Origin of the sequence: Sinorhizobium sojae CCBAU 05684, assembly GCF_002288525.1 — a bacterium.
In the GTDB taxonomy this organism is placed as follows: domain Bacteria; phylum Pseudomonadota; class Alphaproteobacteria; order Rhizobiales; family Rhizobiaceae; genus Sinorhizobium; species Sinorhizobium sojae.
Genome location: NZ_CP023068.1, coordinates 258,432 through 283,913, shown reverse-complemented (window position 1 = coordinate 283,913; position 25,482 = coordinate 258,432). Strand labels below are relative to the sequence as shown.

Below are 25,482 nucleotides of genomic sequence, written 5' to 3'. Positions count from 1 at the left end.
AAGGTCCTTCCTACTTCCGGCCCATGATCGCTCGCGAGACGATCAGCCGCATGATCTCGTTGGTCCCTTCGAGTATCTGGTGCACCCTCAGGTCCCTGACAATCTTCTCGATGCCGTAATCGGCGAGATAGCCGTAGCCGCCGTGCAATTGCAGCGCGTCATTGGCGACGGCAAAGCAGCGGTCCGTGACGAAGCGTTTGGCCATGGCGCAGAGCTTGGTCGCCTCCGGATCCGCCGCGTCCAGCGCGGCAGCAGCCCGCCATAGAAAGGTGCGGGCGATCTCAAGATCGGTCGCCATGTCCGCGAGCCGGAACTGCAGCGCCTGGAACTCTCCGATCGCACGCCCGAAGGCGCGCCGCTCCTCAACATAGGCGAGCGCCTTGTCGAAGGCGGCCTGGGCACCGCCGAGCGAGGCGGCGGCAATGTTCAACCGCCCGCCATCGAGACCGGCCATGGCGATCCTGAAGCCTTCGCCCTCGCTCCCGAGCCGGTTCTCGGCCGGCACACGGACTTTGTCGAGCATCACCGCCCGCGTCGGCTGGGCGTGCCACCCCATCTTCTTCTCATTGGCGCCGAAGGTGAGCCCAGGGGTGTCCTTTTCGACGATGAAGGCGGAAATGCCCTTCGGCCCCTCTTCGCCCGTACGCGCCATCACAATATAGAGGCCCGACTCGCCCGCACCGGAAATGAACTGCTTCTGTCCCGTCAGCAGATAGACGTCGCCGTCGCGCGCGGCCCTGGTCTTCAGCGCCGCCGCGTCCGATCCGGAACCGGGTTCCGTCAGGCAGTAGCTCGCCAGCGTCTCCATGGTCAGAAGCCGCGGCAGGAAGTGCTGGCGCTGCGCGTCCGTGCCGTAGCGATCGATCATACCAGCGCACATGTTGTGGATCGACACGAAGGAGGCGATCGCCGGGCAGCCGGTCGCCAGCGCCTCGATGATGATCGCCGCATCGAGGCGCGTCAGCCCCGTGCCGCCGACATCGTCGCGTATATAGATGCCGGCCATGCCGAGCGTCGCCGCGGCGCGCAACGTCGCTACCGGAAAATGCTTCTGCTGGTCCCAGTCGATCGCATGCGGCGCAAGCTCGTCACGCGCGAAATCGAGCGCCATCGCGCGGATGGCCTCCTGCTCCTCCGACAGGCGATAATCCATATGCATGTCCTCCCTGACCCGCATATTGATGATGTGCCGTGGTGTTACACCAAACTGCGTACAGGCACAGCGGCAAATCCTCACAGTATCTGTTCAAAATCGAACAGACTTCGCGTAAGCGAGGCTCAGTTCTCGCTCAAACGATACGGCAGAGCGGCGCGCATGTCATGGTCGACAATGAGCTTACGCTTGAGAGGCGGCACGGCGCGGCTGGCGCATTTGGGGCGCTCGCAGATGCGGCAGGAAATACCGATCGGGCCGAAGGCGGCGCGGTTGCCGAGGTCCATGTCATCGGCATAGACGAAGGCGTCCGCATAGGAGATCTCGCAACCGAGCGCCAACGCATAGCGTGGATGCGCCGCGCGATAGCCGCCCCCGCCCTTGGTGATCTGCGTCGCGAGACAAAGATAGCGCACGCCATCCGGCGTCTCGGCGAGCTGGCGGATGATCCGGCCCGGGGTCTCGAAGGCCTGGTGCACGTTCCAGAGGGGGCAGGCCGCGCCAAAACGGGCAAATTGCAGTTTGGCGGCGCTGTGGCGCTTGGTAATGTTGCCCGCCCGGTCGATGCGCGCGAAGAAGATCGGAATGCCTTTCTGTCCCGGCCGCTGCAGTGTCGATAACCGATGGCAGACCTGCTCCAGCGATGCGCCAAAACGCGCGGCTATGAGCTCGATGTCGTGGCGCAGGTCGCGCGCCGCCTTGAGAAAGGCCTGGTAGGGCAGGATGAGAGCGCCGGCGAAATAGTTCTGCAGCCCGATGCGACAGATCTCATAAGCCTCTTCGGTGCGGAAGCCGGCGCTACCCGCCATGCGGTCGATCTCTTCGCGCGCGTGAAGCTGGGCGATCTGCAGCGCGAGCTGGAAGTCGCGGGTCGGCGCCGGCGCATAAGGATTGAGCGTCAGGATGCGGGCACGCCGGTCGAAACGGCGGATCGCCTCGTCGCCGGCGGCACCGCGCACGATACGCACGCCATGCCGCTGCTCGAGGTGGTTGGCGAGCGCGGCGTGGTTGTCGCCCTCGCCGAGGCCGAGCTCGCCGGCCAGATGCTCGGCGAGCAAATCGATCTCATGTATATAGTTGTCGACGAAGTGGAAGAAGTCGCGCACTTCCTCATAGGGGGTGGTTTCGACGACGGCGGCATCGCGGCCGATCGTGTCGTCGATGCTGGCGAGCTGTTCGCTGTTGCGGCGGTAGGCCTGGTGGCACTTGATCAGCGCGCGGGCGAGGCCTGGCGCGTTCTGAACGACGAGCTTCAGTTCCTGCAGGCTCGATGAATAGGGCTCGAACAGGGGATCGCTCAGGGCCTCCGAGAGCGCCGACAGCAGCCGATCGCCCTCGCCGGAGGAAAGCTCGGCAATATCGATCTGAAATTTCTCCGCAAGCGCCAACAGCACAGCGGCCGAGACCGGCCGCTGGTTGTTTTCTATCTGGTTCAAGTAACTCGTGGAGATGCCGATGCGCTCGGCGAACTGCCCCTGCGTGACGCGGTTTGCTTCTCGAAGTTCCCGGACCTTGCGGCCGATATAAAGCTTGCCGATCGCCATGTTCGCAACTTTGCAGTTTACGTTTTACAATGTTCTATGTTCCACATTTGCACATGATCGGCCGTTTTGCCAGCAGGCCTTCGGAGCTATTGCGATCCTAGCGAAGCCTCTGCACAATCAGCGAAAAATGGGAGGAGAGCGATGCGCGCCATACTGGAACAGGTGGAGGCCCGCCGGGCTCAGGCACGGGCCGGCGGTGGCGAGCGCCGCATCGCCGCGCAGCACGGCAAGGGCAAGCTGACGGCGCGCGAGCGCATCGAAGTGCTGCTCGATGAGGGCTCCTTCGAAGAATACGACATGTATGTCACCCATCGCTGCGTCGACTTCGGCATGGCGAACGAGAAGGTTGCCGGCGACGGCGTCGTTACCGGCTGGGGCACGATCAACGGGCGGCAGGTCTATGTCTTCTCCCAGGATTTCACCGTGCTCGGCGGCTCGCTTTCCGAGACGCACGCGCAGAAAATCTGCAAGATCATGGACATGGCCGCGCGCAACGGCACACCGGTGATCGGCCTCAACGATTCCGGCGGCGCCCGTATCCAGGAGGGTGTCGCCTCGCTTGCCGGCTATGCCGAAGTGTTCCGCCGCAATGCCGAGGTTTCCGGCGTCATTCCGCAGATTTCGGTGATCATGGGGCCATGCGCCGGCGGCGCCGTCTACTCCCCGGCAATGACCGACTTCATCTTCATGGTGCGTGACAGCTCCTACATGTTCGTGACCGGCCCGGATGTCGTGAAGACTGTGACGAACGAGATCGTCACGGCGGAGGAACTTGGCGGCGCCCGCACGCATACCACCAAGTCCTCCGTCGCCGACGGCGCCTATGAGAACGACATCGAGGCGCTCGAAGAGGTCCGGCGGCTTTTCGACTTCCTGCCGCTCAACAACCGCGAGAAGCCGCCGGTCCGGCCCTTCCATGACGACCCGGCGCGTATCGAAATGCGGCTCGACAGCCTGATCCCGGAGAGCGCCACCAAGCCTTATGACATGAAGGAGCTGATCTTCGCGGTGGCCGACGAAGGCGACTTCTTCGAGTTGCAGCCAGAATTCGCCCGCAACATCATCACCGGCTTCGTCCGGCTCGAAGGCCAGACGGTCGGCGTAGTCGCCAACCAGCCGATGGTGCTCGCCGGCTGCCTCGACATCGATTCCTCTCGGAAAGCCGCCCGCTTCGTGCGATTCTGTGACGCCTTCTCGATCCCGATCCTGACCCTCGTCGACGTGCCAGGCTTCCTGCCCGGCACGAGCCAGGAATATGGCGGCGTCATCAAGCACGGCGCCAAGCTGCTTTTCGCCTACAGCCAGGCGACCGTGCCGATGGTGACGCTGATCACGCGCAAGGCCTATGGCGGCGCCTATGACGTCATGGCTTCAAAGCATATCGGCGCCGACGTCAACTATGCCTGGCCGACCGCCGAGATCGCCGTGATGGGCGCCAAGGGTGCGACCGAGATCCTCTACCGCTCCGAACTCGGAGACCCAGAGAAGATCGCCGGGCGCACGAAGGAATATGAGGAGCGCTTCGCCAATCCTTTCGTCGCCGCCGAGCGCGGCTTCATCGACGAGGTGATCATGCCGCACTCCTCACGCCGCCGCATCGCCCGCGCCTTCGCGTCGCTGCGCAACAAGCAGATGGAGACGCGCTGGAAGAAGCACGACACGATCCCACTTTGAGGGAGTCCGCCATGAGCCACGCGCCGAAGCCGGAAATGACGCCCGAAGCCGCCCGCCGCGACCACTGGCAGATGCTGCGCTACATGGCCGTCAATGCTCTCTACGGCGCGCTCGTCGGCGCCGCCGTCGCGGGCGCGCTGATCTGGCTCAACATCGGCGCGGTTGGCACCCACATCGTCCGCTCGACCAACCCGCTCTTGGCCACGGCCATCGTGATCATCCCTTTTGCCCTGCTCTTCGGCGGCGCTGTGGCGGCCTCTTCCATCGCGCTTCTGCCCTACCGGCGAAGATTCAGGCGCTGATGCGACAGAAAGGCTTCAAAGAGAAACGCATGTTCAAGAAAATCCTCATCGCCAATCGTGGCGAAATCGCCTGCCGCGTCATCCGCACCGCCAAGAGGCTCGGCATTGCGACCGTGGCCGTCTATTCCGATGCCGACCGCGATGCCATGCATGTGCGCATGGCGGATGAGGCCGTGCACATCGGCCCGTCGCCCTCGAACCGATCCTATATCGTCATCGAGAACATCCTGGAGGCGATCCGCAGGACCGGCGCCGATGCCGTCCATCCGGGCTACGGATTCCTGTCCGAGAACGCTGCCTTCGCCGAAGCACTGGAGAAGGAGGGCGTCGTCTTCATCGGCCCGCCGGCGCGCGCGATCGAGGCGATGGGCGACAAGATCACCTCGAAGAAGCTCGCCGCGGAAGCGGGTGTCTCAACCGTCCCGGGCCATATGGGGCTGATCGAGGATGCGGAGGAGGCCGCGCGCATCGCCGCGTCGATCGGCTTTCCGGTGATGATCAAGGCGTCCGCCGGCGGCGGCGGCAAGGGCATGCGGATTGCCTGGAACGAGCGGGAGGCGCGCGAGGGTTTCCAGTCGTCGAAGAACGAGGCGAAAAACTCCTTCGGTGACGATCGCATCTTCATCGAGAAGTTCGTGACCGAGCCTCGCCACATCGAGATCCAGGTGCTCGGCGACCGGCGCGGCAACACCGTCTATCTCGGCGAGCGCGAATGCTCGATCCAGCGACGGAACCAGAAGGTGATCGAGGAGGCGCCCTCGCCCTTCCTCGACGAGAAGACGCGGCGCGCCATGGGCGAGCAAGCGGTCGCGCTCGCAAAGGCCGTCGGCTACCATTCGGCAGGCACCGTCGAATTCATCGTCGACGCCGATCGCAATTTCTACTTCCTCGAGATGAACACGCGGCTCCAGGTCGAGCATCCGGTGACGGAACTCGTGACCGGCCTCGACCTCGTCGAGCAGATGATCCGCGTCGCCGCCGGCGAGGAGCTCGCTTTCCGCCAGAAGAACGTGAAGCTCGACGGTTGGGCGATCGAAAGCCGGCTCTATGCGGAAGATCCCTACCGCAACTTCCTGCCGTCGATCGGTCGGCTGACGCGTTATCGTCCGCCAGCGGAAGGCCGCCAGGAGGACGGCACGATCATCCGCAACGACACCGGCGTCGTCGAGGGCGGCGAGATCTCGATGTATTACGATCCGATGATCGCCAAGCTCTGCACCTGGGGCCCGGACCGGGCAACGGCCGTCGACGCGATGGCGCGCGCGCTGGACAGCTTCGAGGTCGAGGGCATCGGCCATAACCTGCCCTTCCTCTCCGCCGTGATGCAGCAGGAGCGCTTTCGCGAGGGGCGGCTGACGACCGCCTATATCGCCGAGGAATTCGGGGGCGGCTTTCAGGGCGTGGTGCCGGACGAGGTCTCGGCGATGAGGCTCGCAGCCGTCGCGGCAACGGTTAATCAGGCGCTGCAGGAGCGCGCCTGCCGGATTTCCGGCACCATCGACAATCACCGCCGTGTCGTCGGCCATGACTGGGTGGCAAGCCTGGCCGACCGCGACTTCCGGGTAACCTGCGGCACGTCCGCGGATGGCGCCTATGTCGGTTTCGGCGATGAAAGGTCCATCTCGGTCGTGACCGATTGGGTGCCGGGCCGCACGCTCGCCACCTTCAACATCGACAATCAGCCGATGGCGGTGAAGGTGGAACTCGCCGGAATCGGCATCAGGCTGCGCTGGCGCGGTATCGATGTGGTCGCGCGTGTTCGAAGCCCGCGGATCGCCGAGCTCGCCCGGTTGATGCCTAAAAAGCAGCCGCCGGACACCTCGAAAATGCTGCTCTGCCCAATGCCGGGCGTCGTGACCTCGATTGCGGTGAAGGCAGGCGAGACGGTGGAGGCCGGCCAGGCGATCGCCGTCGTCGAGGCGATGAAGATGGAGAACATCCTGCGGGCGGAGCGGCGTGCGACGGTGAAGCGCGTCGCCATCGCGGCCGGCGCGAGCCTGGCGGTGGACGAGTTGATCATGGAGTTCGAGTGATGGCGGCGGTGCGGCGCGACGATAACCCCCCTCTGCCCTGCCGGGCTCGCAGCCTCTGCCGCTCGCCCCTCACCCTAGCCCTCTCCCCGCTCGCGGGGAGAGGAGACTGAGACGGCGCGGCAGGTTCCTCCTCCCCGCGAGCGGGGAGAAGGTCCCGGCAGGGGCATGAGGGGCCGAGCCAGATTATATTCGGAGCGAATGCGATGACCGAGAAGACAATCAAGGACTGGGAAGCCCTCGCTGAAAAGGAGCTGAAGGCCTCCCCAGAAAAAATCGTCTGGCAGACGCCGGAAGGCATTGCGGTCAAACCGCTCTACATGCGCGAGGACCTCGCGAATCTCGCGCACCTTGACTCGCTGCCCGGCCTGGAGCCGTTCGTACGCGGACCGCGCGCCACCATGTATGCGGGCCGACCCTGGACAATCCGGCAATATGCCGGCTTCTCGACCGCTGAGGAATCCAACACCTTCTACCGCAAGAATCTCGCCGCGGGGCAGCAGGGCGTCTCCGTCGCTTTCGACCTCGCGACCCATCGCGGCTATGACAGCGATCATCCGCGCGTGGTCGGCGACGTCGGCAAGGCAGGTGTGGCGATCGACTCGGCCGAGGACATGAAGATCCTCTTCGATGGCATCCCGCTCGACAGGGTTTCCGTCTCGATGACCATGAACGGCGCGGTGATCCCGATCCTCGCCAATTTCATCGTCACTGGCGAGGAACAGGGCGTTCCCCGCGAAAAACTCTCCGGGACCATCCAGAACGACATCTTGAAGGAGTTCATGGTCCGCAACACCTATATCTACCCGCCCGAGCCTTCGATGCGGATCGTCGCGGACATCATCGAATATACCGCGAAAGAGATGCCCAAGTTCAATTCGATCTCCATTTCCGGCTACCACATGCAAGAGGCGGGCGCGACGCTCGTCCAGGAGCTCGCCTTCACGCTTGCCGATGGGCGCGAGTATGTGCGGGCGGCGCTCGCCAAGGGGCTGGACGTCGACGATTTCGCCGGCCGGCTCTCCTTCTTCTTCGCGATCGGCATGAACTTCTTCATGGAGGCGGCGAAGCTGCGCGCCGCGCGGCTGCTCTGGACCCGCATCATGAAGGAGTTCAACCCGCAAAACCCATCATCGCTGATGCTCAGGACGCACTGCCAGACGTCCGGCGTCTCGCTTGCCGAGCAGGACCCCTACAACAACGTCATCCGCACTGCCTTCGAGGCAATGTCGGCCGTGCTCGGCGGCACGCAATCGCTGCACACCAACTCCTTCGACGAGGCAATCGCGCTGCCGACGGAATTTTCCGCCCGGATCGCCCGCAACACGCAACTGATCCTGCAGCACGAGACCGGGGTCACCAAGGTCGTCGATCCGCTCGCCGGCTCCTATTATGTCGAGAGCCTGACGAATGAGCTTGCGGAAAAGGCCTGGGCACTGATCGAGGAGGTGGAGGCGCTTGGCGGCATGACCAAGGCGGTCAATGCCGGGCTGCCGAAGCGGCTGATCGAGGAGGCGGCGACCCGGCGCCAGGCAGCAGTCGACCGCGGCGAGGAGGTCATCGTCGGCGTCAACAAGTTTCGCCTCGAAAACGAACATCCGATCGACATCCTCCAGATCGACAACGCCGCGGTCCGCACGGCACAGATCAAGAGGATCGAGGAGACCAGACGGCGCCGCGATTCGCTGAAAGTGAAGGAAACGCTGGAAACCTTGGCCGAAGTGGCGGCGAGCGGCAAGGGCAATCTTCTGGCCGCAGCCGTCGAGGCGGCGCGGGCGCGCGCCACCGTCGGCGAGATCTCCGAAGCGATGCGGGCCGCCTTCGGCGATTACACGGCCGTGCCGGAGGTGGTCACCGACATCTATGGCAAGGCCTATGAGGGCGATCCGGAACTCGGCGTGCTGGCCGCCCGGATCGGCGAAGTCACCAGGCGGCTCGGCCAGAAGCCGAAGATTTTGGTGGCCAAACTCGGCCAGGACGGCCACGACCGCGGCGCCAAGGTGATTGCGTCAGCGTTCGGCGACATCGGCTTTGACGTCGTCGCCGGGCCGCTGTTCCAGACGCCCGAGGAGGCGGCTGATTTGGCGCTTGCTGAAGAGGTCACCGTCATCGGCGTCTCCTCGCTTGCGGCCGGTCACAAGACGCTGATGCCGAAGCTCGCGGAAGCACTGAAGACGCGTGGCGGCCAAGACATCATCGTGGTCTGCGGCGGCGTCATCCCGCGGCAGGACTATGAGTACCTCATGGACAACGGCGTCTCCGCGGTCTTCGGCCCCGGCACCCATGTGCTCGATGCCGCCCGCGCGGTGCTCGACCTGATCGAAGGCAAGCGTCGCAATATCTGATCCCGCACGGTCTGGAATTCGGTCTTGCGTTCCGGCCGCCTTGGGGGACAATCAGGATCGGACCGCGCCGCACAACGAGCGAACTTCCGCAGCGGATGCGCGGGTTTCACAGGGAGGACGGACAATGCGAAAGCTGCAATCGCAAGGGGTCCATCACATCACTCTGGTCGGCGCAGACCGGCAGACATCGATCGATTTCTGGGAAGGCGTGCTCGGCATGCCCTTCATCTTCGAACAACCGAACCTCGACCGGGCATCGGAAAGCCATCTCTATTTCGATCCGGGCGACGGGCGGCTGATCACCATATTCACCGACGAGAATCGCAGGCCCGACCCGAACCGTACGCCGACGGATATCGGCTGTGTGCACCACATCGCCTTCGCCGTGTCGCGCGCCACCTTTCAGCAGGCGGTGGAGCGGTTGAACGAGCGGGAGATCCGGCACAGCGGCGTCAAGGATCGCGGCTTCATGGATTCGATCTATTTCGAGGACCCGCTCGGTCTCCTGATCGAACTTGCCTCCTACCGCTTCGAACCGCCGGCCGGCCATACCCATGCCGAGGTGCTGATGGAGGCGCACAAAATCCGGGTGGCGCGCGGCGACTACGCTATTGCCGAGGTGCATCTCGCCGATGCGATCGAAGCGCTCGTACAACGCGCGCGGCCGACGCTGTCGGCCGATCGCGCGCCGAAGAATCCTTACTGAAAGAAGGGAGGTTCAGTCATGTCGAAGCTAGTACTCAATGTGATCAAGCCCAGCGTCAACAATATGACGGTTCGCGTGTTCGTAAGGGCAGCGAAACTCGATTTCGTAGAACACGACGTTTACGGGCAGACGCGCACCCCCGAATATCTGGCGAGGGCACCCTCGCATCTGACGCCGATGATCGAAACGGCGGACCTGCCCAAGGGTGCGCTCTGGGAAAGCTGCGCCATCATGCAATATCTCTGCAACAAGCACAGGCTCGACCAGTTCTACCCCAAGGAGCCGGAAAGGCGCGCGATGATCGACAGCGCCATGTTCTACCTGATCGGCACCTTCTATCCCTATCTCGCACGCGCCACCTATCCGGCTCTCCATTTCCCGCAATATCCGGGCGAGGTCGGCTACAGCGATGCCGACCATGACACCAAGGAGACAGCGCGCAAGACCGCCGCGGATGCGATTGCCGAACCGCTGGAGGTCTTCCATACCTTCTACATGGCTGGCAAGCCCTTCATCGGCGGAGACCAACCGTCGATCGCCGACATTAGACTGGCCGCTACACTCGAATTTCTCGAGGCGATCGACTATCCCCTGCCGGCCTGGGCGACGACCCATATGGAAGCGGTGGAGAAAACGCTCGGGACGGCCTATTCCGAACCGGCCGCCGACGTTCGCGGCTACATCGCCTATGTGAAGGCGCAGCGGAACGAGGAGCTTACGGGAACCGCCTGAACGCTCTATGAGATCAGCAGGATGATCCCGGTCGCACCGAGCGCCAGCGTCCAGAGGCGGTCGAAGTTGATCCAGGCTGACCGAAGGGCGCCAAGGCCGAGCCGGCTGAATACAATCAGCGCGATCACGGCGATCACGGCGAGCATCGCACCCGTGTGGACGCCGACCGCGGCGAGCGAAATGGGGAGCGAGTTGCCCATGCCGGCAATCCCGGCCTCGTTTGTCAAGCAAAGGCTCAGAACCGCGGGTACCAACATCAGCCCTGCACCATGGCTCGTCGCCATCAGGAAGGACCAAAGTGCAAGTCCCGCCATGCCGGTCCGCAGCCCGACCCTCGCGCGATGACGGTGCCCGAAAATGGCATAGTAGCCCGCGAGAGCTAGAATGATGGAGGCTGCCGCAAGCTGCAGGTTGGGCAGATCCAATATCGTGCCGAATGCCGTCACGGCCAACAGCACCATTGCGATGGACGCGGCGTGACCAAGGGCGATCGGAACGAGAGACAGCCAGACGATCCGGGCACTTTGCCGATGGAGGCCCAGCGCCACGGCGAAGAGCCAGCCCATCGCCGGGTTCACGCCGTGGAACGCACCGAGGCCCGCCAGAGAAAGCCAGGGCCAGATATTCGTCATTTGCTCCGGTGCGGCCGCACGGACCGCTCTCCTTAAGACTTCATAGTCAATTGAACCGTTGGAGGCGCGATGGCCCCCTCACCCCTGACCCTCTCCCCGCGAGCGGGGAGAAAGTGGCCGGCAGGGCGGATGAGGGCCGTCATTTACCTCGCGCCGCCCCACGCCCCTTAAGGATAGCAATAGGAATCCGAGGAGCAATCGCCTCCTTCGAGCCTAACCTGATGCGGCCGATGCCCCTTCGGCCAATCGACGAAGAAGTTCTCGTCGAAGCCAATGCCGCCATTGTCGCCGACGTCGAGCTTCACCATCCAGCCGTCGATACCCTCCGGGTAGAACTGCGGGTCGATCGCGCCATAGAGCGAATTGGTGAAATAGACCCGCTTGCCGTCACGGCTGATCTCGACCATTTGCGGGCCGCCATTCAGCGCACCGTTCGACGCCTTCGGATGGCTGGCCCGCGAGGCTATGCCGCCGATCCGTACCCGCCCCGTCTCCTTCGGCGCGAAGGGATCCGAAACGTCGTACTGTATCATATCGCCGGTGCCCCAGCAGGAAACATAGAGGAAGCGATCGTCCATCGAGAGATCGATGTCGGTCACGAGCGGCGCGACCGCCTTGAAATCCTTGAGGACCGGCGGCAGCAGATCCGGATCGGCGGGCTCCGCCGGGATCTCGATGACCTTCTTCACCGCCCATTTGTCGCCCTCGCGATACCAGGTCCAGATCGAGGCGGAGAGATCCTTCAGGCTGATGACGCAGCCGACGAAGCCATAGGCCTTGGTCGGGTCGTGGGCCGGGCGCAGTTCGAAGACGAGTTGATGTTCCTCGCCGAAGTCGATCTCCTGCACGTGCTTGCGCTTGGTGAGATCCCAGAAATGCAGCCGTCGGCCGTATTTCGAACCGAGCAGCACCTCGGGAACGAGGCCGTTCTCGAAGGTATCTGGCGTTCCCCACTCGCTGGTGATCATCGTGTCATGGCCGAGATGCCACCAGAAATCATAGGCGAGCTTTTGCGGTCCGCGATCCAATTCCCACTGACCGAGCACGTCGAAGCTGTCGTGGTCGAGGAGGAAGATCCCGCCCGGCGCATTGCCGTTCCGGTCGGCGAGCGCGTTGACGTAAATCCCTTCGGGGCCGCAATGGATCGTGTGCAGCCGCGAGTAATTCGCCCTTTCGGCAATCTCCGACGGCTCGATGATGCGGACGATCTCAGGCCTCCTCGGGTCCGGCTTGGTGTCGATGATGTGAAGCCGCGATGACCTCAGGCCGGGCACGACCAGATAGCGTCGCTCCACATGCGGATGCGGCGCATTGGGACAGAGGCAGGACGAGCAGGCATTCCAGCCGAAATGATGGAGCTCGTCGCCGACATTCGGCATCTCGACCTGCCCGACGATTTGCGAGTAGGTCGGGGACGCCGGAGCGACGTCGACAACCGCGATCGCGTCGGGCCGTTGCCGGTCCGGGTCGAAGGCAGCGACATAGGCAAGGGTCTCCCTGGGAGCCTTTGCAGCCATGCGCGGTGATGGGTAGAAGGAAGGATCGGGTCGCCACGTCGCCATGTCTGTTCTCCCCAAAGAGACAATGCGTGGATCCTGATGCAAGAATTAACAGTTACGGCAAAAACTCGTCGGAAATGCGGCGCCTTGCCATAATCCGGGCGACGGCTAAGCGAGGATCAGTGGAACAGTTCGATTTCGAAGCGGAGCTTTGGCTCTATCCTGGGAAAGGCGGCTGGCATTTCGTCACGCTGCCACAGGACATTGCCGTGCAGATCAGGTTCGCGGCCGAGCCGACGAAGACCGGCTGGGGCAGCCAAGCCGTGCTCGCGCGGGCGGGCAGGACCGAATGGACGACATCCATCTTTCCAGACAAGAGCTCGGGCTCGTTTCTCCTGCCGCTAAAGGCGGAGGTGCGACGGAAAGAGAATTTGACGACCGGCCAAACCGTGAAGGTTGCGTTGATGCTGACTCGTGCCTAGCGCATCGGCCGGTAGCCGCTGCGCTAAGTCTCGATCCTGAACTTCATCCGATCTGCGGCAAAACGCGTGCGCGAGTATTCGACGGGCCGTCCGTCCAGATCGGCATTGACCGAGAGCGCCTCAAGGACGATCGCGCCGGGCGAAAGCTTGAGAAGCTCGAGCTCCGCCGCACCGGCGTGTCGGGCGACGATCTCCGTCGACACACGGACATAGTCGTCGAGCCCTTGTGCCGCAAACGCCTTCGTGACGGACCCAAGACGCGCATATTGCTGCGCCATTTCAGGAAACCGTTCCGCCGGAAAATAGGCAACGGTTGCCGAGAGCGGCCGCCCGTCGCCGCTGCTGACGGTCTGCAGTTCCACCACCAGGGATCCCGGCGGAAGCGCAAGGGCGGCGGCGACCTCACCGCTTGCCTGCACTTTGCTGTGTCCGAGCAGGCTTGAGCCGATCTCCTTCACCTGCCGGCCGAGTCCCGCAGAAAAACGGGTCCGCCGGGAGATCGGATAGATCACCCGGTCCTTGCGCTCGATCAGCGTGCCGCGCCCTTGGACGGCTCGCACAAGCCCCTCTTCCGCAAGCGCCGCCAGGGCGCTGCGCACCGTGTGCCGGTTGACGCCGAATTCGCGCGCCAGCGCCGTCTCGGGCGGCACCATTCCGGTCGCATCGTACTCGCCATTGCCGATCGCGAGCCGTATGCGATCCGTGATCTGCCGCCAGAGCGCAACCCCAGTCCGCCGCTCGATCGTCTTCCTTGCCACCATTTTCTTCACCGATGTCACAGGCCTGTCATTTGCGAAGGCTAAGAAAGGATATAAGATGTATAGTTGTCTAGATCAATAGACATGTAGAGTATGATCATGAACGCGACGGAAAAGCATGACCATGACGACCTTCCGGAACCCGCCGCCGAACGGCGCGAAGCCATGCGGCTTCTCGCCCGCGCCACGGGCGCCGAGCTCGCCGCCGCCTGGCAGGCAATCGCCGACAAACCGGAAGTGGCGGCGGTGCGCGGACCCGAAACAGGACTGGTCATGGTGCGCGGCCGTATCGGCGGTGGCGGCGACCCGTTCAATCTGGGCGAGGCGACGGTGACGCGTGCGACGGTCAGGCTTTCAAGCGGCGAGATCGGTCACGGACAATTGCTCGGCACCGACAAGGAGCGCGCCCGCTTTGCGGCGATCTTCGACGCGCTCTATCAGAACCCGGCATATAGACCCGCCGTCGAGGCACTGCACCGGCAGATCGCAGCGCGCCTACTAAACGAGGAGCGCCGCAAGGCCGAGGAAACGGCTGCGACCCGCGTCGATTTCTTCACCATGGTCCGGGGAGAGGATTGATGGGCGCCCAATCGCAAATCTACGCCGGTGCCTTTGCCGACCCGGTCTTTGCGGCACAATCGGTCTTCCGCATGCTGATGGACTGCTTCGCCCGACCCGGCACTATTGGCCGCCCTTCGGCAGGCGCCGAACCGCCGTCCCCGCTCGGCCGGGCCAGCGGTGCGGTCGCGCTGACCCTTTGCGATCACGATACGCCTGTCTGGCTCTCCCCGACACTTTCCAAATCCGCGATGCCGCAATGGATCGCCTTCCATACCGGCGCCAGCATCACGGAAGTCAAGGCCGAGGCCCGCTTCGCCTTCATCGAGAAAGGCGGCGCAATCCCCGGCTTCGACCAGTACGCGCTCGGTTCGCAGGAATATCCGGACCGCTCGACGACCCTGGTGATAGAGGTGGAGGCCCTGACGGGCGGATGCCGAATGATCGCTCGCGGACCGGGGATCAAGGGCGAGACCACCGTCGCGCCGAAAGGACTGCCCGACGTTTTCCTCGATCTCTGGAAGGCCAACCGGGCGATTTTCCCCCCCGGCATAGACCTGGTGCTGACGGCCGAAGAAGGCGTTCTCTGCCTGCCACGCACGACCAGATTGTCGATCGAGGAGTGAGACCATGTATGTAGCCGTCAAAGGCGGGGAAGCTGCCATCGCCAATGCCCATCGGCTGCTTGCCGATCGCCGCCGCGGCGATCGCGCGCGGCCGGCGATCACCATCGAGCAGGTCATGGAGCAGCTCGGCCTCGCCGTCGACCGCGTCATGGCGGAAGCTTCGCTCTACGACCGATCCCTCGCCGCCCTTGCTGTGCGCCAAGCGCGCGGCGACATGATCGAGGCGATCTTCATCCTGCGTGCCTACCGCACCACGCTGCCCCGCTTCGGCTCGTCCGAGCCAATCGACACTGCGAAGATGAAGATCGAGCGGCGCATCTCGGCAACCTACAAGGACCTGCCCGGCGGCCAACTGCTCGGCCCCACCTTCGACTATACCCACCGCCTCATCGACCCGTCTCTGCTCGGCGACGCAGCCGTCGCCGAACCGGCCCGCAAGGAGCCGGGCGACGAGGTGATGCGCGTCTCCGACATCCTCGACAGCGAGGGGCTGATCGAAAACGACGGGACGATGCCGGAGGGCCATGTCGTGGGCGACCTGACCCGCGAACCGATGGAATTCCCGATGCCGCGCGACCTGCGCCTGCAGGCGCTCGCCCGCGGCGACGAAGGCTTTCTGCTGGCGCTCGCCTACTCCACCCAGCGCGGCTACGGCCGCACCCATCCTTTCGTCGGCGAGATCCGCATCGGGGAGGTCGAGATCGAACTCGACCTTCCTGAGCTTGGCTTCGCCGTCTCGATCGGGGTCGTCCGCATCACCGAATGCCAGATGGTCAACCAGTTCAAGGGCTCAGCCAATGAGCCGCCGCAATTCACCCGCGGCTATGGTCTCGTCTTCGGCCAGAGCGAACGCAAGGCCATGTCCATGTCGCTCGTCGACCGGGCGCTCAGGACCGACGAGTTCGGCGAGGACATCGTCGCTCCCGCCCAGGACCAGGAGTTCGTCATCTCGCACGCGGACAACGTCCAGGCGACGGGATTCGTCGAGCACCTGAAGCTGCCGCATTACGTCGACTTCCAGGCGGAACTCGACTTGGTTAGGCGTATGCGCCGCGAATATGAGGCCGCCCGCGACAGCATGAAGGAGGCCGCCGAATGAACGACTTTGCCACCTACAATTTCGCCTATCTCGACGAACAGACGAAGCGGATGATCCGACGGGCGATCCTCAAGGCGATCGCCATTCCCGGCTATCAGGTGCCGTTTGCCTCGCGCGAAATGCCGATGCCCTATGGCTGGGGCACCGGCGGCGTGCAGGTCACCGCCGCGATTCTTGGGCCTGACGATGTGCTGAAGGTCATCGACCAGGGCGCGGACGACACCACCAACGCCGTCTCGATCCGAGCCTTCTTCCAGAAGGTCGCCAAAGTCGCGGTCACCACCAGAACCATGGAGGCGACGATCGTTCAGACGCGCCACCGCATCCCCGAGGAGCCGCTCAAGGAGGGCCAGACGCTCGTCTATCAGGTGCCGATCCCCGAGCCCTTGCGCTTCCTCGAGCCGCGCGAGACCGAGACGCGCAAGATGCACGCGCTCCAAGAATACGGCCTCATGCATGTGAAGCTCTATGAGGACATCGCCCGCAACGGCCATATCGCCACGACCTACGCCTATCCGGTGAAGGTCGAGGGCCGCTATGTCATGGACCCTTCGCCGACGCCGAAATTCGACAATCCGAAGATGCACATGTCCGCGGCGCTGCAGCTCTTCGGCGCAGGCCGCGAGAAGCGCATCTATGCGGTGCCCCCCTTTACCGAAGTCGTCAGCCTCGATTTCGAGGACCATCCCTTCGAGATCCAGAAATTCGACAAGCCCTGCGCGCTCTGCGGCGCCGACAACGTCTATCTCGACGAAGTGGTGCTCGACGACAAGGGCGGGCGGATGTTCGTCTGCTCCGATACCGACCATTGCGAAGACCGGCGAGCGCAAGGCCATGGCGGTTCCATGCTCGCCCGTCCCGAGCGCGAAGGCAAGGAGGCCGCCCGATGAGCGCTGCACCGCTCCTCAAGGTCAATGACGTGTCGAAGTTCTACGGGAGCCGCATCGGCTGCCGCAACGTCTCCTTCGAACTCTATCCGGGCGAAGTGCTTGCGATCGTCGGCGAGTCCGGCTCCGGCAAGACCACCCTGCTCTCCTGCCTGTCTACACGGCTGTTGCCGACCTCCGGCATCGTCGAATACCACATGCGCGACGGCCAGTACCGCGATCTCGCGCGCATGGGCGAGGCGGAGCGCCGCTTCCTGATGCGGACCGACTGGGGCTTCGTGCACCAGAATCCGGCCGACGGGCTCCGGATGACGGTCTCGGCCGGCGCCAATGTCGGTGAGCGGCTGATGGCGGTCGGCGGCCGGCACTATGGCAGGATCCGTGCCACCGCCGGCGATTGGCTGAAACGCGTAGAGATCGGCGAGGATCGGATCGACGACCAGCCGCGCGCCTTTTCCGGCGGCATGCGCCAGCGCCTGCAGATCGCCCGCAATCTCGTGACCTCCCCGCGCCTCGTCTTCATGGACGAGCCGACAGGCGGCCTCGACGTCTCCGTACAGGCACGCCTGCTCGACCTCGTGCGCGGGCTCGTGCACGATCTGGGACTCTCGGCGATCATCGTCACGCACGATCTCGCAGTGGCGCGGCTCCTGTCGCACCGGATGATGGTGATGAAGGACGGTGCCGTCATCGAACAGGGGCTCACCGACCGGGTGCTCGACGATCCGCGCCAGCCCTACACCCAGCTTCTCGTCTCATCGATCCTGCAGGTCTGACGCATGATGCCGAAAGGTGGAACCCGGTCTACGGACAAATTCATGCGGCAAGGAGAATAAACGTCATGGCTACTCCGCTTGTTGTTTCAGAAGTCTCCAAGAGCTTCACCATGCACCTGCGCGATGGGATCCGCCTGCCCGTGGTGGCTGACGTCGCCTTTTCCGTCAAGTCCGGCGAATGCGTGGTTCTCGGTGGTCCTTCCGGCGTTGGCAAGAGCTCGATCCTGAAGATGCTCTACGGCAATTACGGCGTCGACGAAGGCCAGATCCTGATGGAGCATGACGGCCGGCTCGTGAACCTCGCCGCGGCCGAGCCGCGCCTGGTACTCGAGGTGCGCCGCGTGACGCTCGGCTATGTCAGCCAGTTCCTGCGCGTCGTGCCGCGCGTCTCCGCCCTCGATATCGTCGCCGAGCCGTTGCAGGCGCGCGGCGTCGCGGTCGAGGAGGCGCGCGAGCGGGCGGCGGACGTGCTGTCGAAACTCAACCTGCCGAATGCCCTCTGGGACTTGCCGCCTGCCACCTTCTCCGGCGGCGAACAGCAGCGCGTCAACATCGCCCGCGGCTTCATCACCGACCACAAGATCCTGCTGCTCGACGAGCCGACCGCCTCGCTCGACGCCAGGAACCGTGCCGTCGTCGTCGAGATGATCGCCGCAAAAAAGGCCGAGGGCGCGGCGCTCGTCGGCATCTTCCACGACGAGAAAGTGCGCGACGCCGTCGCCGACCGCATCATCGACGTATCCGAGTTCTCGCCGAGGAAGAGTGCCGTATGAGCAAAAGACTGGGGATCGAACCCTTTATCCATCCGACCGCGAGCGTCGCGAATTCGACGCTCGGCCGCTATACGGAAATCCAGGAGCGCTCGCGCCTCGAGGAGGTCGAGTTCGGCGACTATTCCTATATCATGCAGGACGGTTCGATCTGGTGCGCGACGATCGGCAAGTTCGTCAACATCGCCGCGGCCGTACGCATCAACGCCACCAACCATCCGACCTGGCGCGCGACGCTGCATCATTTCACCTATCGCGCGCCGATGTACTGGGACGACGCCGAGCCGGATCACGACCTCTTTGCCTGGCGCCGCCAGAACCGCGTCACCATGGGCCATGATGTCTGGATCGGCCACGGCGCCACGGTCCTTCCCGGCGTGACGGTCGGCAACGGCGCGGTAATCGGCGCCGGCGCCGTCGTCTCCAGGGACGTCGCCCCCTACACCATCGTCGGCGGCGTGCCCGCCAAGCTCATCCGCGCGCGTTTTACGGCGGAGATCGGCGAGGCCATGGACCGGGTCGCCTGGTGGGACTGGGATCATGACAGGCTGCGGCACGCACTCGACGACTTCCGGCACCTCTCGGCCGAGGAGTTTTTGATGCGGTACGGGTGACCCGTTCGGCTATTTCACGGCGAGCAGACAGACATAGCAGATCACGGTGACGAGCAGCCCGCGGAAGGCAAAGGCCACGCAGCGGTATTTGCTGCACGCAATCACCGAAAGCACATCGGCATTTTCGACGTACTGGCGCAGGAGATAGGATCGGTCGCCGCCACCCGCAGCCTGGAGAAAGCCGGCACGATGGGCCGGCCAGGCACCCCAGAACAAAGTCGTCGAAGTGGCGCTCTTCCTCGGGAGAACAACGAGAATTGCCGATATGATTGAAAAGATAGAGGCCATCGCCAGAACGGCCGAAAATATCATCGACAATGAATCGGCTTCTACGTAGAGATGCCAGGTAAAGACTCCCCTGCCCTCTTGAGAAGTAATCAGAAAAGCGAACATGAAAGTGAAAATATAGGCCGCCTTCTGATCGGACATCTTGATCTGATCATAAAAGACGTCATTGATCTTTCGAATGTGATCGTAATATTCCGGCGCCGCTTCGCGGTCACCCAAACATTCATCCCCGCTCTCAAGTTTAAGCAGGTTTCCGCCCACGCTCATCGCCAACAACCCCTCATGCGCTGTTTCAGCTTTATTACACCGACGCAATAAAACAATCCTGCCCAAAAGGGCGATCTTGACTTTTCGCCCGCCGAAATCCACTGGATTCATGCAACGAGGGGATCAATCGCTGATGCGGGCGACACTTAAGGGGGCATGTCTGGCTGCAATCGCGCTTGTTGCGCCAGGGCCGGCGTTTGCCGAGCCGCTGCCGCGCCCCACGCCCGTCGCCGGCTCCGTCATTTCCCGCAAATCCGGCGAGGAGGTGCGCTTCGTCGACGTGTCCAACTGGCAGATCGTCAATCTCGCCCAGGACCTTTTGGCCGGCGATGTTCTGCGAACCAACGCCACCGGTGCGCTCGCCGTGCTCTTTGCGGACCGGACGCAGATCCGACTGGGGCGAAACACGGCTTTGCGCGTCAAGGAGATCGGCCAGGGCGATACCAAACTCGAACTGCAATCGGGCGCGATCTGGGCCCGCGCCGAACGTGGCGGCGAGGGTCTGGCGATCGACACGCCCGCCGCGACCGCTGCCATTCGCGGAACGGACTGGACGCTGACCGTCGGCGCCGACGGCAAGACCTCGCTCATCGTCCTCGAAGGTGTGGTCGAGCTGAAAAATGCCTATGGCAGCGTGACGGTCGAGCGGGGCGAGGGAGCCGTCGCGTCGATCGGCAGCGCGCCGACCAAGATCGTCATCGTTACGCCGAAGGACCGCGAACAGATGCTCTTCCATCTGTCGCTGCGCGATGCCTTCGTCTGGATGCCGCCTTCGCCGCTCAAGGTTTCCGATATGCGTCGGGAACGCGGGCGGATCGAGGCGCAGCCGGAGTCCTCCCGGACCGCCGAGGACTGGCTGACGCTGGCCGAAATCCACCTGACGCTCGACGGGCGCCAAAAGGCGCAGGCAGCACTTGAACAGGCGCGGCGACTGGGTCTCGATCGGTCGCAGACCGCGCGTGACACCCTGATTGAGGCGCTCATTGCCGGTTCCGAGAACCGCCACAACGATGCGGCCAAGCTCTTTGCCGAGGCTGCGCGCGGTCTTGATGCCAAACGCCGGCCCATCGCCGACTATGGCGGATATTTCGCCCGCGCGCTCGCCAATCCCGCCCGGGTCGAGGGTCCCCCGCGGGTGGCGGCCGGCGCCTATGGCGCGCTGGCCGAGGCTTGGACGGCCGGGTTCAGCACAGATATTCGTGCCGCGATCGAGACGCTCAAGAGAGCGGAAAGGCAGCACCCGGACGATGCCACCCTGCCCGCCGCCCGCGCGCAATTTGCCATGCTGCTCGACGATCGTGAGGAGATGCGCGGCGGCATCGACAAGGCGCTGGCGATCGACCCAGACGATCCGACCGCACTCGAATCGCGCGCGAACTACCGGCTCCACATCGAAAACGACAAGGAAGGCGCGCTTGCCGATCTCGAGCGGGCGCTGAAGACCGCGCCCGGCTCTCCGTCAATCTGGAATTCGATCGCCCTTGTCCAAGGCGAACGGGGCGACAGCCGCGCCGCCGAGAAGGCTCTCAAGAAGGCGATAGAACTTGATCCGGCAGATCCGCTCTATCACGCCAATCTCGCGATCAAATACCTGGACGAATTGCGGCTCGCCGAAGCCAAACGCGAGATCGATGCGGCGCTGGCGATCGATCCTTCCTTCGATGTGACGCTGGTTTCGCGCGGGCGATATCACATGCAGAACGGGGATATGGACAAGGCGGTCGAAGACTTGCTCGCCGGCTCCACCGCCAATCCGGCCTATTCCAACGCCCAACTCCTGCTTGCGGCGGCACATTACGAAAAGGGCGACCGGATACCTGCTGCCCAGGCACTCGACAACGCAGACAGGCTCGACCCGAATGATCCCGTCGTCGCGCAGGTTCGCACGGCCATCGCCATCGATGCCTATGAAGCGGATGCAGCGATCCGCAATGCCCAGGACTTCATGCGACGCGTCCGGGCGCAAGGCGGCGACACGGCGGCGCTTGGCGCCAACCAGGAAGCGGGATCGACGCTCAACGACGCCTTCCGCCTGCAGGGTCTCGACGCTTGGGGCCAATATTACGGCGATGCGGTCTTTGATCCGTTCACTGGGGCAAGCTACGTTGACCAGGCCGTGCACGGCAGCGTCAATCCGTTCTTCAACAATTACGACTTCGCCGTGGATACGACTACCAACACGGTCAATCCCACCAGTTTCTCCGCACTCATCCAGGGGCTGCTGATCGAGCCACACATGCTGGCAAGCCGCGAGCGCACCGCCAATCTGCTGCAGTCCCCCTTTTTCGAGGCGGAGCTTGGCGGCGGCTTCATCGCCAATGAAGATCATACCGACTTGGTCGCAGAAGCTGCGATCCGCGGATTGACGGTGTCCCCGTTCCCGATCAGCGTCTACGGCACGTTCCAGTGGGAGGAGCCGAGGGACACGGTAGATCTCGCGGGAGGGCGCATGGATCGCGAATTGCGGATCGTCGGTGGCAACGGCTATTTCACCGCTAGCCCGACCCCCGACGACCGCTTTGTGGCTTTCACGAATCTTTCGGAGTTTGACGAATTCCGGACCTTTTTGCCCGCTCCGCCGGATGTCAAAATCGGTGACGAAGCTGACGGGATAATTTCGGGCGTCGGCTGGAGCCACACATTCGACTACCGTAGCGTCGGCAGCGCAGCTCTATTTTTCAAGGAACTTCGTACTGACGATAGTGTCACCATTCTGGATGCAGCCGGCGCCGGAGCCAGCCTTGATGTCGAGGCAAAGGAGCGAACATACGTCGCCGCGGTCAATCACATGTATGGCGCTGGAGACCTGACGTGGCGTTATGGGGCAGAAGGCGGAAGAGTCCGCTCGGACACCACGGCTCGAGCCAGCCTCATCTTTCCGCCAGTTCTGCCACTCCCACCTTCGTTCGAGTCCTCTGCGCGGACGGTGGCGAAGGCCTATGTCGATGGGCTTTACGAGATCACGCCGGACCTCAACGTTGAAGGCGCGCTGTTTGCCCGCTACATCGAGGACGTCAACGACAACAATATCAGGCTCGAGCCGAAATTCGGTATCGCCTGGGCGCCGACGGAGGGCCATTGGCTGCGGGCGGCGGTCCAGCGCGAAGGCTATGGCTTCGGTGCGGCGACGCTCGCGCCGATCGGCGTCGTCGGGCTGCAGCCCAACCAGTTCCTGACTGGCACCAACGGATATGCAGACACGCTGGCGCTCCACTGGGACGCAGAGTGGAACCACCGGTTCTTCACTGCGCTCGACTATCAGCACCAGGAAATTCGCGGCGGATCGATTAATGTTCCATTCTCGACGACGGATTTTGCGTTCGACAAAGCCAGAGTCGATCGCGTGGCATTGACCGCAAACCTGGCACTCGGCCATGGCCTTGGTCTGTCTGCGACCGTTTCCCGCATGGAAAGCGAAAACCTCTCTACGGGGAGCAGCGGCGACCTTCCTTTCCTGCCGGAAAATGCCGCTCAAGTGGCACTGACCTGGGTCAATACTGCGAATGTCAAAGCAACCATCGCCGCGAACTATGTTGGCGAGCGCACGGACCTTGCCACGACGCTCGACGACTTCTGGACGCTTGACGCCGCACTGCAGTGGGAACCCTTCGACAAACGAATCGAGGTGGAACTCGCCGGCTTCAACCTGCTTGACGAGGAGTTCGAGCTGAGCGACGGCTTGCCCGGCTGGGGCACGACGGTGAAGGGCACGGTCAGAGTGCGGTTCTGATGAACGACCTCCGACCGGCCCTTTCCACTCGAGGCATATCCAGGCAGATAGCTGCCAATCGCTCCTCCGCGCGCCAAGTGAAGCTTGGCGCCCTCACCGCTTTCGTCACCGTCCTCGTCTCGCTTGCCTCGCTCACCAGTGCCTGGACGCTCGCCGATCTTCGAGTCTACGACTATTTCTCCACCTTCCGACGCCCGGCCCTTCCTGCGGATGGACCCGTCATCGTCGCCATAGATGAGCCGTCCATGGCCGAGATCGGCAGTCAATGGCCCTGGCCGCGCGCGCTCCACGCCCGGCTGATCGAAGCACTCCGGGGGGCGGGTGCGCGGGCGATCGCTTTCGACATCGTCTTCGCCGAGCCGGCGGCGGCTGAGAATGATGCGGCACTCGCCACTGCTCTCGGGCCGGACGTGGTTCTTGCCGGCGACCAATCGCTGATCGAAACGCCGCAGGCCGAACAGTTCGTGCGCACCGAACCCCTGCCGCTCTTCACCCAACGGGGCGCGAAAGTCGGCATTGCGTCGGTCCATCTCAGCGGGGACGGGACCTTGCGGCAGGTTCCCGCCTATCCGGATGGATTCGCCCTTGCCCTCGCCCTTGTTGCCGGGCGCGAACCCGCCGCGCCTCCGGAAGATGCGCTGATCCAGAGTTTCGGTCCGCCGCGGACCTATCCGACCTTCTCCTATTACCAGGCTCTCGACCCGCCCAATTTCCTGCCCGAGGGTGTTTTCCGCGACCGCGTCGTGATCGTCGGCTTGAGCCTCCAGAATGCCCCGTCGATTGCCGGCGGCGGGATAGACGCCTTCGCCACCTCCGACACGGTCCATTCGCGCAGCCTCGTCGCCGGCGCGGAAATCCAGGCAACCATATACGACAACCTCATCCACGGGCTGTTCGTCAGGCAGGCCGATGCCACCATCGCCATCCCGGCGATCCTTCTCGCTGCGCTTGCGGCCGTGCTTGCCGTGCGCAAGGCGGCGAGTTGGAAAACGCTCGGCTCCGGCGCCCTCGCCTTGGCGCTGATGATCGTCGGGAGTTATGCCCTTCTCCGTCTGGGACAGCTGTTCGTGTCGCCTCTCGGTCCCGGGTTCGCCTTTTTTGGCGTTGCGGTCGGCCAGGCGGGTCTCGACTATGCCGAAGAGCGCCGACGGCGGCGGGCGATCACGCGCGCCTTCTCCCAATATCTTTCACCGACGCTCGTCGAACGGCTGGCGCAGGACTCGTCTCAGTTGAAGCTCGGCGGCGAACGGCGAACGCTCACGATCCTATTCTGCGACATTCGCGGCTTCACGACGATCGCGGAGGACATGAAGGATGATCCCGAAGGCCTGACGGCGCTGGTCAACCGCCTTTTGACACCGCTTTCCGACGCCGTTCTGAACCAGGGCGGCACCATCGACAAATATATCGGCGACTGCCTGATGGCCTTCTGGAACGCCCCTCTCGACGATCCGGACCATGCGCTCCATGCCGTCGCCGCGGCACGCGACATGCAGGCCGCGCTCTCTCGGGTCAACGCCGATCTCGAAGCCGAAGCCAAGTTGCAGGGGCGCGTATCGCGCCGGCTTCGCATCGGGATCGGTATCAATACCGGCGAATGCATAGTCGGCAACATGGGCTCCGCCCGCCGCTTCGACTATTCCGCCCTCGGCGACGCGGTCAACCTTGCATCGCGCCTGGAAGGAGTGTCGAAACACTATGGCATTCCCCTGCTTCTCGGCGAACGCACCGCCGCGCTTGTCGCTCACAAATACCCGATCGCCGAACTCGACCGGGTCAGTGTCAGGGGGCGGAGCGCGGTTTCGCCCGTCTTCACCGTCGCCGAGGGCGCCACAGCTGCGGCGCTCGCCCGTCATCGCGCCTATGTCGAGGCGAGATATCGCGGCGAAATCACGCTTGATGACGGGCTCTTCTCCGAACTCAAGACAGCCCTGCCATCGCTCGCACGATATTACGAGAGCGAGCGGGAGCGGCTGGTGCGGTAAGATTTCCTCCGAGATTTCGTAGGCA

The 25,482-nt window shown here is 63.7% G+C and carries 22 protein-coding genes; 16 read left to right on the top strand and 6 right to left on the bottom strand.

Annotated elements, in window-relative coordinates; translation table 11 throughout:
• Positions 1-10 precede the first annotated feature (10 nt).
• Both SJ05684_RS18995 and SJ05684_RS18990 read right to left on the bottom strand, forming a co-directional pair.
• Entirely contained in the window at positions 11-1,153 is a 1,143-nt protein-coding gene (locus tag SJ05684_RS18995; RefSeq protein WP_034854568.1) for an isobutyryl-CoA dehydrogenase, read from the bottom strand.
• Between the two features lie 125 nt (positions 1,154-1,278).
• Positions 1,279-2,697 carry a helix-turn-helix domain-containing protein gene (locus SJ05684_RS18990; RefSeq protein ID WP_034854569.1) on the bottom strand — a complete coding sequence of 473 codons (1,419 nt, stop codon included), beginning with the start codon at positions 2,695-2,697 and terminating at the stop codon, positions 1,279-1,281.
• Between the two features lie 141 nt (positions 2,698-2,838).
• Between SJ05684_RS18990 and SJ05684_RS18985 the strand changes: the two genes are divergently transcribed.
• From SJ05684_RS18985 to SJ05684_RS18960, 6 genes are all read left to right on the top strand, one after another.
• The gene (locus SJ05684_RS18985) at positions 2,839-4,371 is read left to right on the top strand and encodes an acyl-CoA carboxylase subunit beta (protein WP_034854570.1); all 1,533 of its coding nucleotides are present in this window, start codon (positions 2,839-2,841) and stop codon (positions 4,369-4,371) included.
• Positions 4,372-4,382: 11 nt separating this feature from the next.
• Complete coding sequence (locus SJ05684_RS18980) at positions 4,383-4,673, top strand: hypothetical protein (protein ID WP_244426634.1); 291 nt, start codon at positions 4,383-4,385, stop codon at positions 4,671-4,673.
• 29 nt (positions 4,674-4,702) lie between these two features.
• Entirely contained in the window at positions 4,703-6,706 is a 2,004-nt protein-coding gene (locus SJ05684_RS18975) for an acetyl-CoA carboxylase biotin carboxylase subunit (protein WP_034854592.1), read from the top strand.
• A 203-nt stretch (positions 6,707-6,909) separates the two neighbouring features.
• Entirely contained in the window at positions 6,910-9,048 is a 2,139-nt protein-coding gene (scpA, locus tag SJ05684_RS18970) for a methylmalonyl-CoA mutase (protein WP_034854571.1), read from the top strand.
• Between the two features lie 124 nt (positions 9,049-9,172).
• The gene (locus tag SJ05684_RS18965; RefSeq protein WP_034854572.1) at positions 9,173-9,754 is read left to right on the top strand and encodes a VOC family protein; all 582 of its coding nucleotides are present in this window, start codon (positions 9,173-9,175) and stop codon (positions 9,752-9,754) included.
• Positions 9,755-9,772: 18 nt separating this feature from the next.
• Positions 9,773-10,486, top strand: a complete 714-nt coding sequence (locus SJ05684_RS18960) for a glutathione S-transferase family protein (protein ID WP_034854573.1) — start codon at positions 9,773-9,775, stop codon at positions 10,484-10,486.
• A gap of 5 nt (positions 10,487-10,491) precedes the next feature.
• Here the strand turns inward: SJ05684_RS18960 and SJ05684_RS18955 are convergent, their stop codons facing one another.
• Both SJ05684_RS18955 and SJ05684_RS18950 read right to left on the bottom strand, forming a co-directional pair.
• Positions 10,492-11,118, bottom strand: a complete 627-nt coding sequence (locus SJ05684_RS18955) for a hypothetical protein (protein ID WP_034854574.1) — start codon at positions 11,116-11,118, stop codon at positions 10,492-10,494.
• A 167-nt stretch (positions 11,119-11,285) separates the two neighbouring features.
• On the bottom strand, positions 11,286-12,680 hold the full coding sequence (locus SJ05684_RS18950; RefSeq protein WP_034854575.1) for a selenium-binding family protein: 1,395 nt from the start codon (positions 12,678-12,680) through the stop codon (positions 11,286-11,288).
• Positions 12,681-12,799: 119 nt separating this feature from the next.
• On the opposite strand from SJ05684_RS18950, the gene SJ05684_RS18945 reads away from it, so the two are divergent.
• Entirely contained in the window at positions 12,800-13,099 is a 300-nt protein-coding gene (locus SJ05684_RS18945; protein WP_034854576.1) for a DUF1905 domain-containing protein, read from the top strand.
• 23 nt (positions 13,100-13,122) lie between these two features.
• Here SJ05684_RS18945 and phnF read toward each other — a convergent pair whose 3' ends face one another.
• Positions 13,123-13,860: a phosphonate metabolism transcriptional regulator PhnF gene (phnF, locus tag SJ05684_RS18940; RefSeq protein ID WP_034854577.1), complete on the bottom strand. Its 738-nt coding sequence runs from the start codon at positions 13,858-13,860 to the stop codon at positions 13,123-13,125.
• 96 nt (positions 13,861-13,956) lie between these two features.
• Between phnF and phnG the strand changes: the two genes are divergently transcribed.
• The 7 genes from phnG (at position 13,957) to SJ05684_RS18905 (ending at position 19,187) form a co-directional block, all read left to right on the top strand.
• Complete coding sequence (gene phnG / locus SJ05684_RS18935; protein ID WP_034854593.1) at positions 13,957-14,436, top strand: phosphonate C-P lyase system protein PhnG; 480 nt, start codon at positions 13,957-13,959, stop codon at positions 14,434-14,436.
• Positions 14,436-15,041, top strand: a complete 606-nt coding sequence (gene phnH, locus SJ05684_RS18930) for a phosphonate C-P lyase system protein PhnH (protein WP_095694315.1) — start codon at positions 14,436-14,438, stop codon at positions 15,039-15,041. Before phnG ends, phnH begins: the two co-directional genes overlap by 1 nt.
• Positions 15,042-15,045: 4 nt before the next feature.
• Positions 15,046-16,140: a carbon-phosphorus lyase complex subunit gene (locus SJ05684_RS18925; RefSeq protein WP_034854579.1), complete on the top strand. Its 1,095-nt coding sequence runs from the start codon at positions 15,046-15,048 to the stop codon at positions 16,138-16,140.
• The gene (locus SJ05684_RS18920; RefSeq protein ID WP_034854580.1) at positions 16,137-17,030 is read left to right on the top strand and encodes an alpha-D-ribose 1-methylphosphonate 5-phosphate C-P-lyase PhnJ; all 894 of its coding nucleotides are present in this window, start codon (positions 16,137-16,139) and stop codon (positions 17,028-17,030) included. Before SJ05684_RS18925 ends, SJ05684_RS18920 begins: the two co-directional genes overlap by 4 nt.
• Positions 17,027-17,803, top strand: coding sequence for a phosphonate C-P lyase system protein PhnK (gene phnK / locus SJ05684_RS18915; RefSeq protein WP_034854581.1), 777 nt, complete (start codon positions 17,027-17,029; stop codon positions 17,801-17,803). The genes SJ05684_RS18920 and phnK overlap by 4 nt, the downstream gene beginning before the upstream one ends.
• 65 nt (positions 17,804-17,868) lie before the next feature.
• Positions 17,869-18,576, top strand: coding sequence for a phosphonate C-P lyase system protein PhnL (phnL, locus tag SJ05684_RS18910; RefSeq protein WP_034854582.1), 708 nt, complete (start codon positions 17,869-17,871; stop codon positions 18,574-18,576).
• A complete protein-coding gene (locus tag SJ05684_RS18905) occupies positions 18,573-19,187 on the top strand; it encodes a DapH/DapD/GlmU-related protein (RefSeq protein ID WP_034854583.1) in 615 nt (204 codons plus the stop codon). The genes phnL and SJ05684_RS18905 overlap by 4 nt, the downstream gene beginning before the upstream one ends.
• A 9-nt stretch (positions 19,188-19,196) precedes the next feature.
• Here SJ05684_RS18905 and SJ05684_RS18900 read toward each other — a convergent pair whose 3' ends face one another.
• On the bottom strand, positions 19,197-19,742 hold the full coding sequence (locus SJ05684_RS18900) for a Pycsar system effector family protein (protein ID WP_034854584.1): 546 nt from the start codon (positions 19,740-19,742) through the stop codon (positions 19,197-19,199).
• Between the two features lie 133 nt (positions 19,743-19,875).
• Here SJ05684_RS18900 and SJ05684_RS18895 point away from each other — a divergent pair, with 133 nt between their 5' ends.
• Both SJ05684_RS18895 and SJ05684_RS18890 read left to right on the top strand, forming a co-directional pair.
• Positions 19,876-23,472, top strand: coding sequence for a FecR domain-containing protein (locus SJ05684_RS18895; protein ID WP_095694314.1), 3,597 nt, complete (start codon positions 19,876-19,878; stop codon positions 23,470-23,472).
• Complete coding sequence (locus SJ05684_RS18890) at positions 23,472-25,457, top strand: adenylate/guanylate cyclase domain-containing protein (protein WP_050979998.1); 1,986 nt, start codon at positions 23,472-23,474, stop codon at positions 25,455-25,457. Before SJ05684_RS18895 ends, SJ05684_RS18890 begins: the two co-directional genes overlap by 1 nt.
• Positions 25,458-25,482 lie beyond the last annotated feature (25 nt).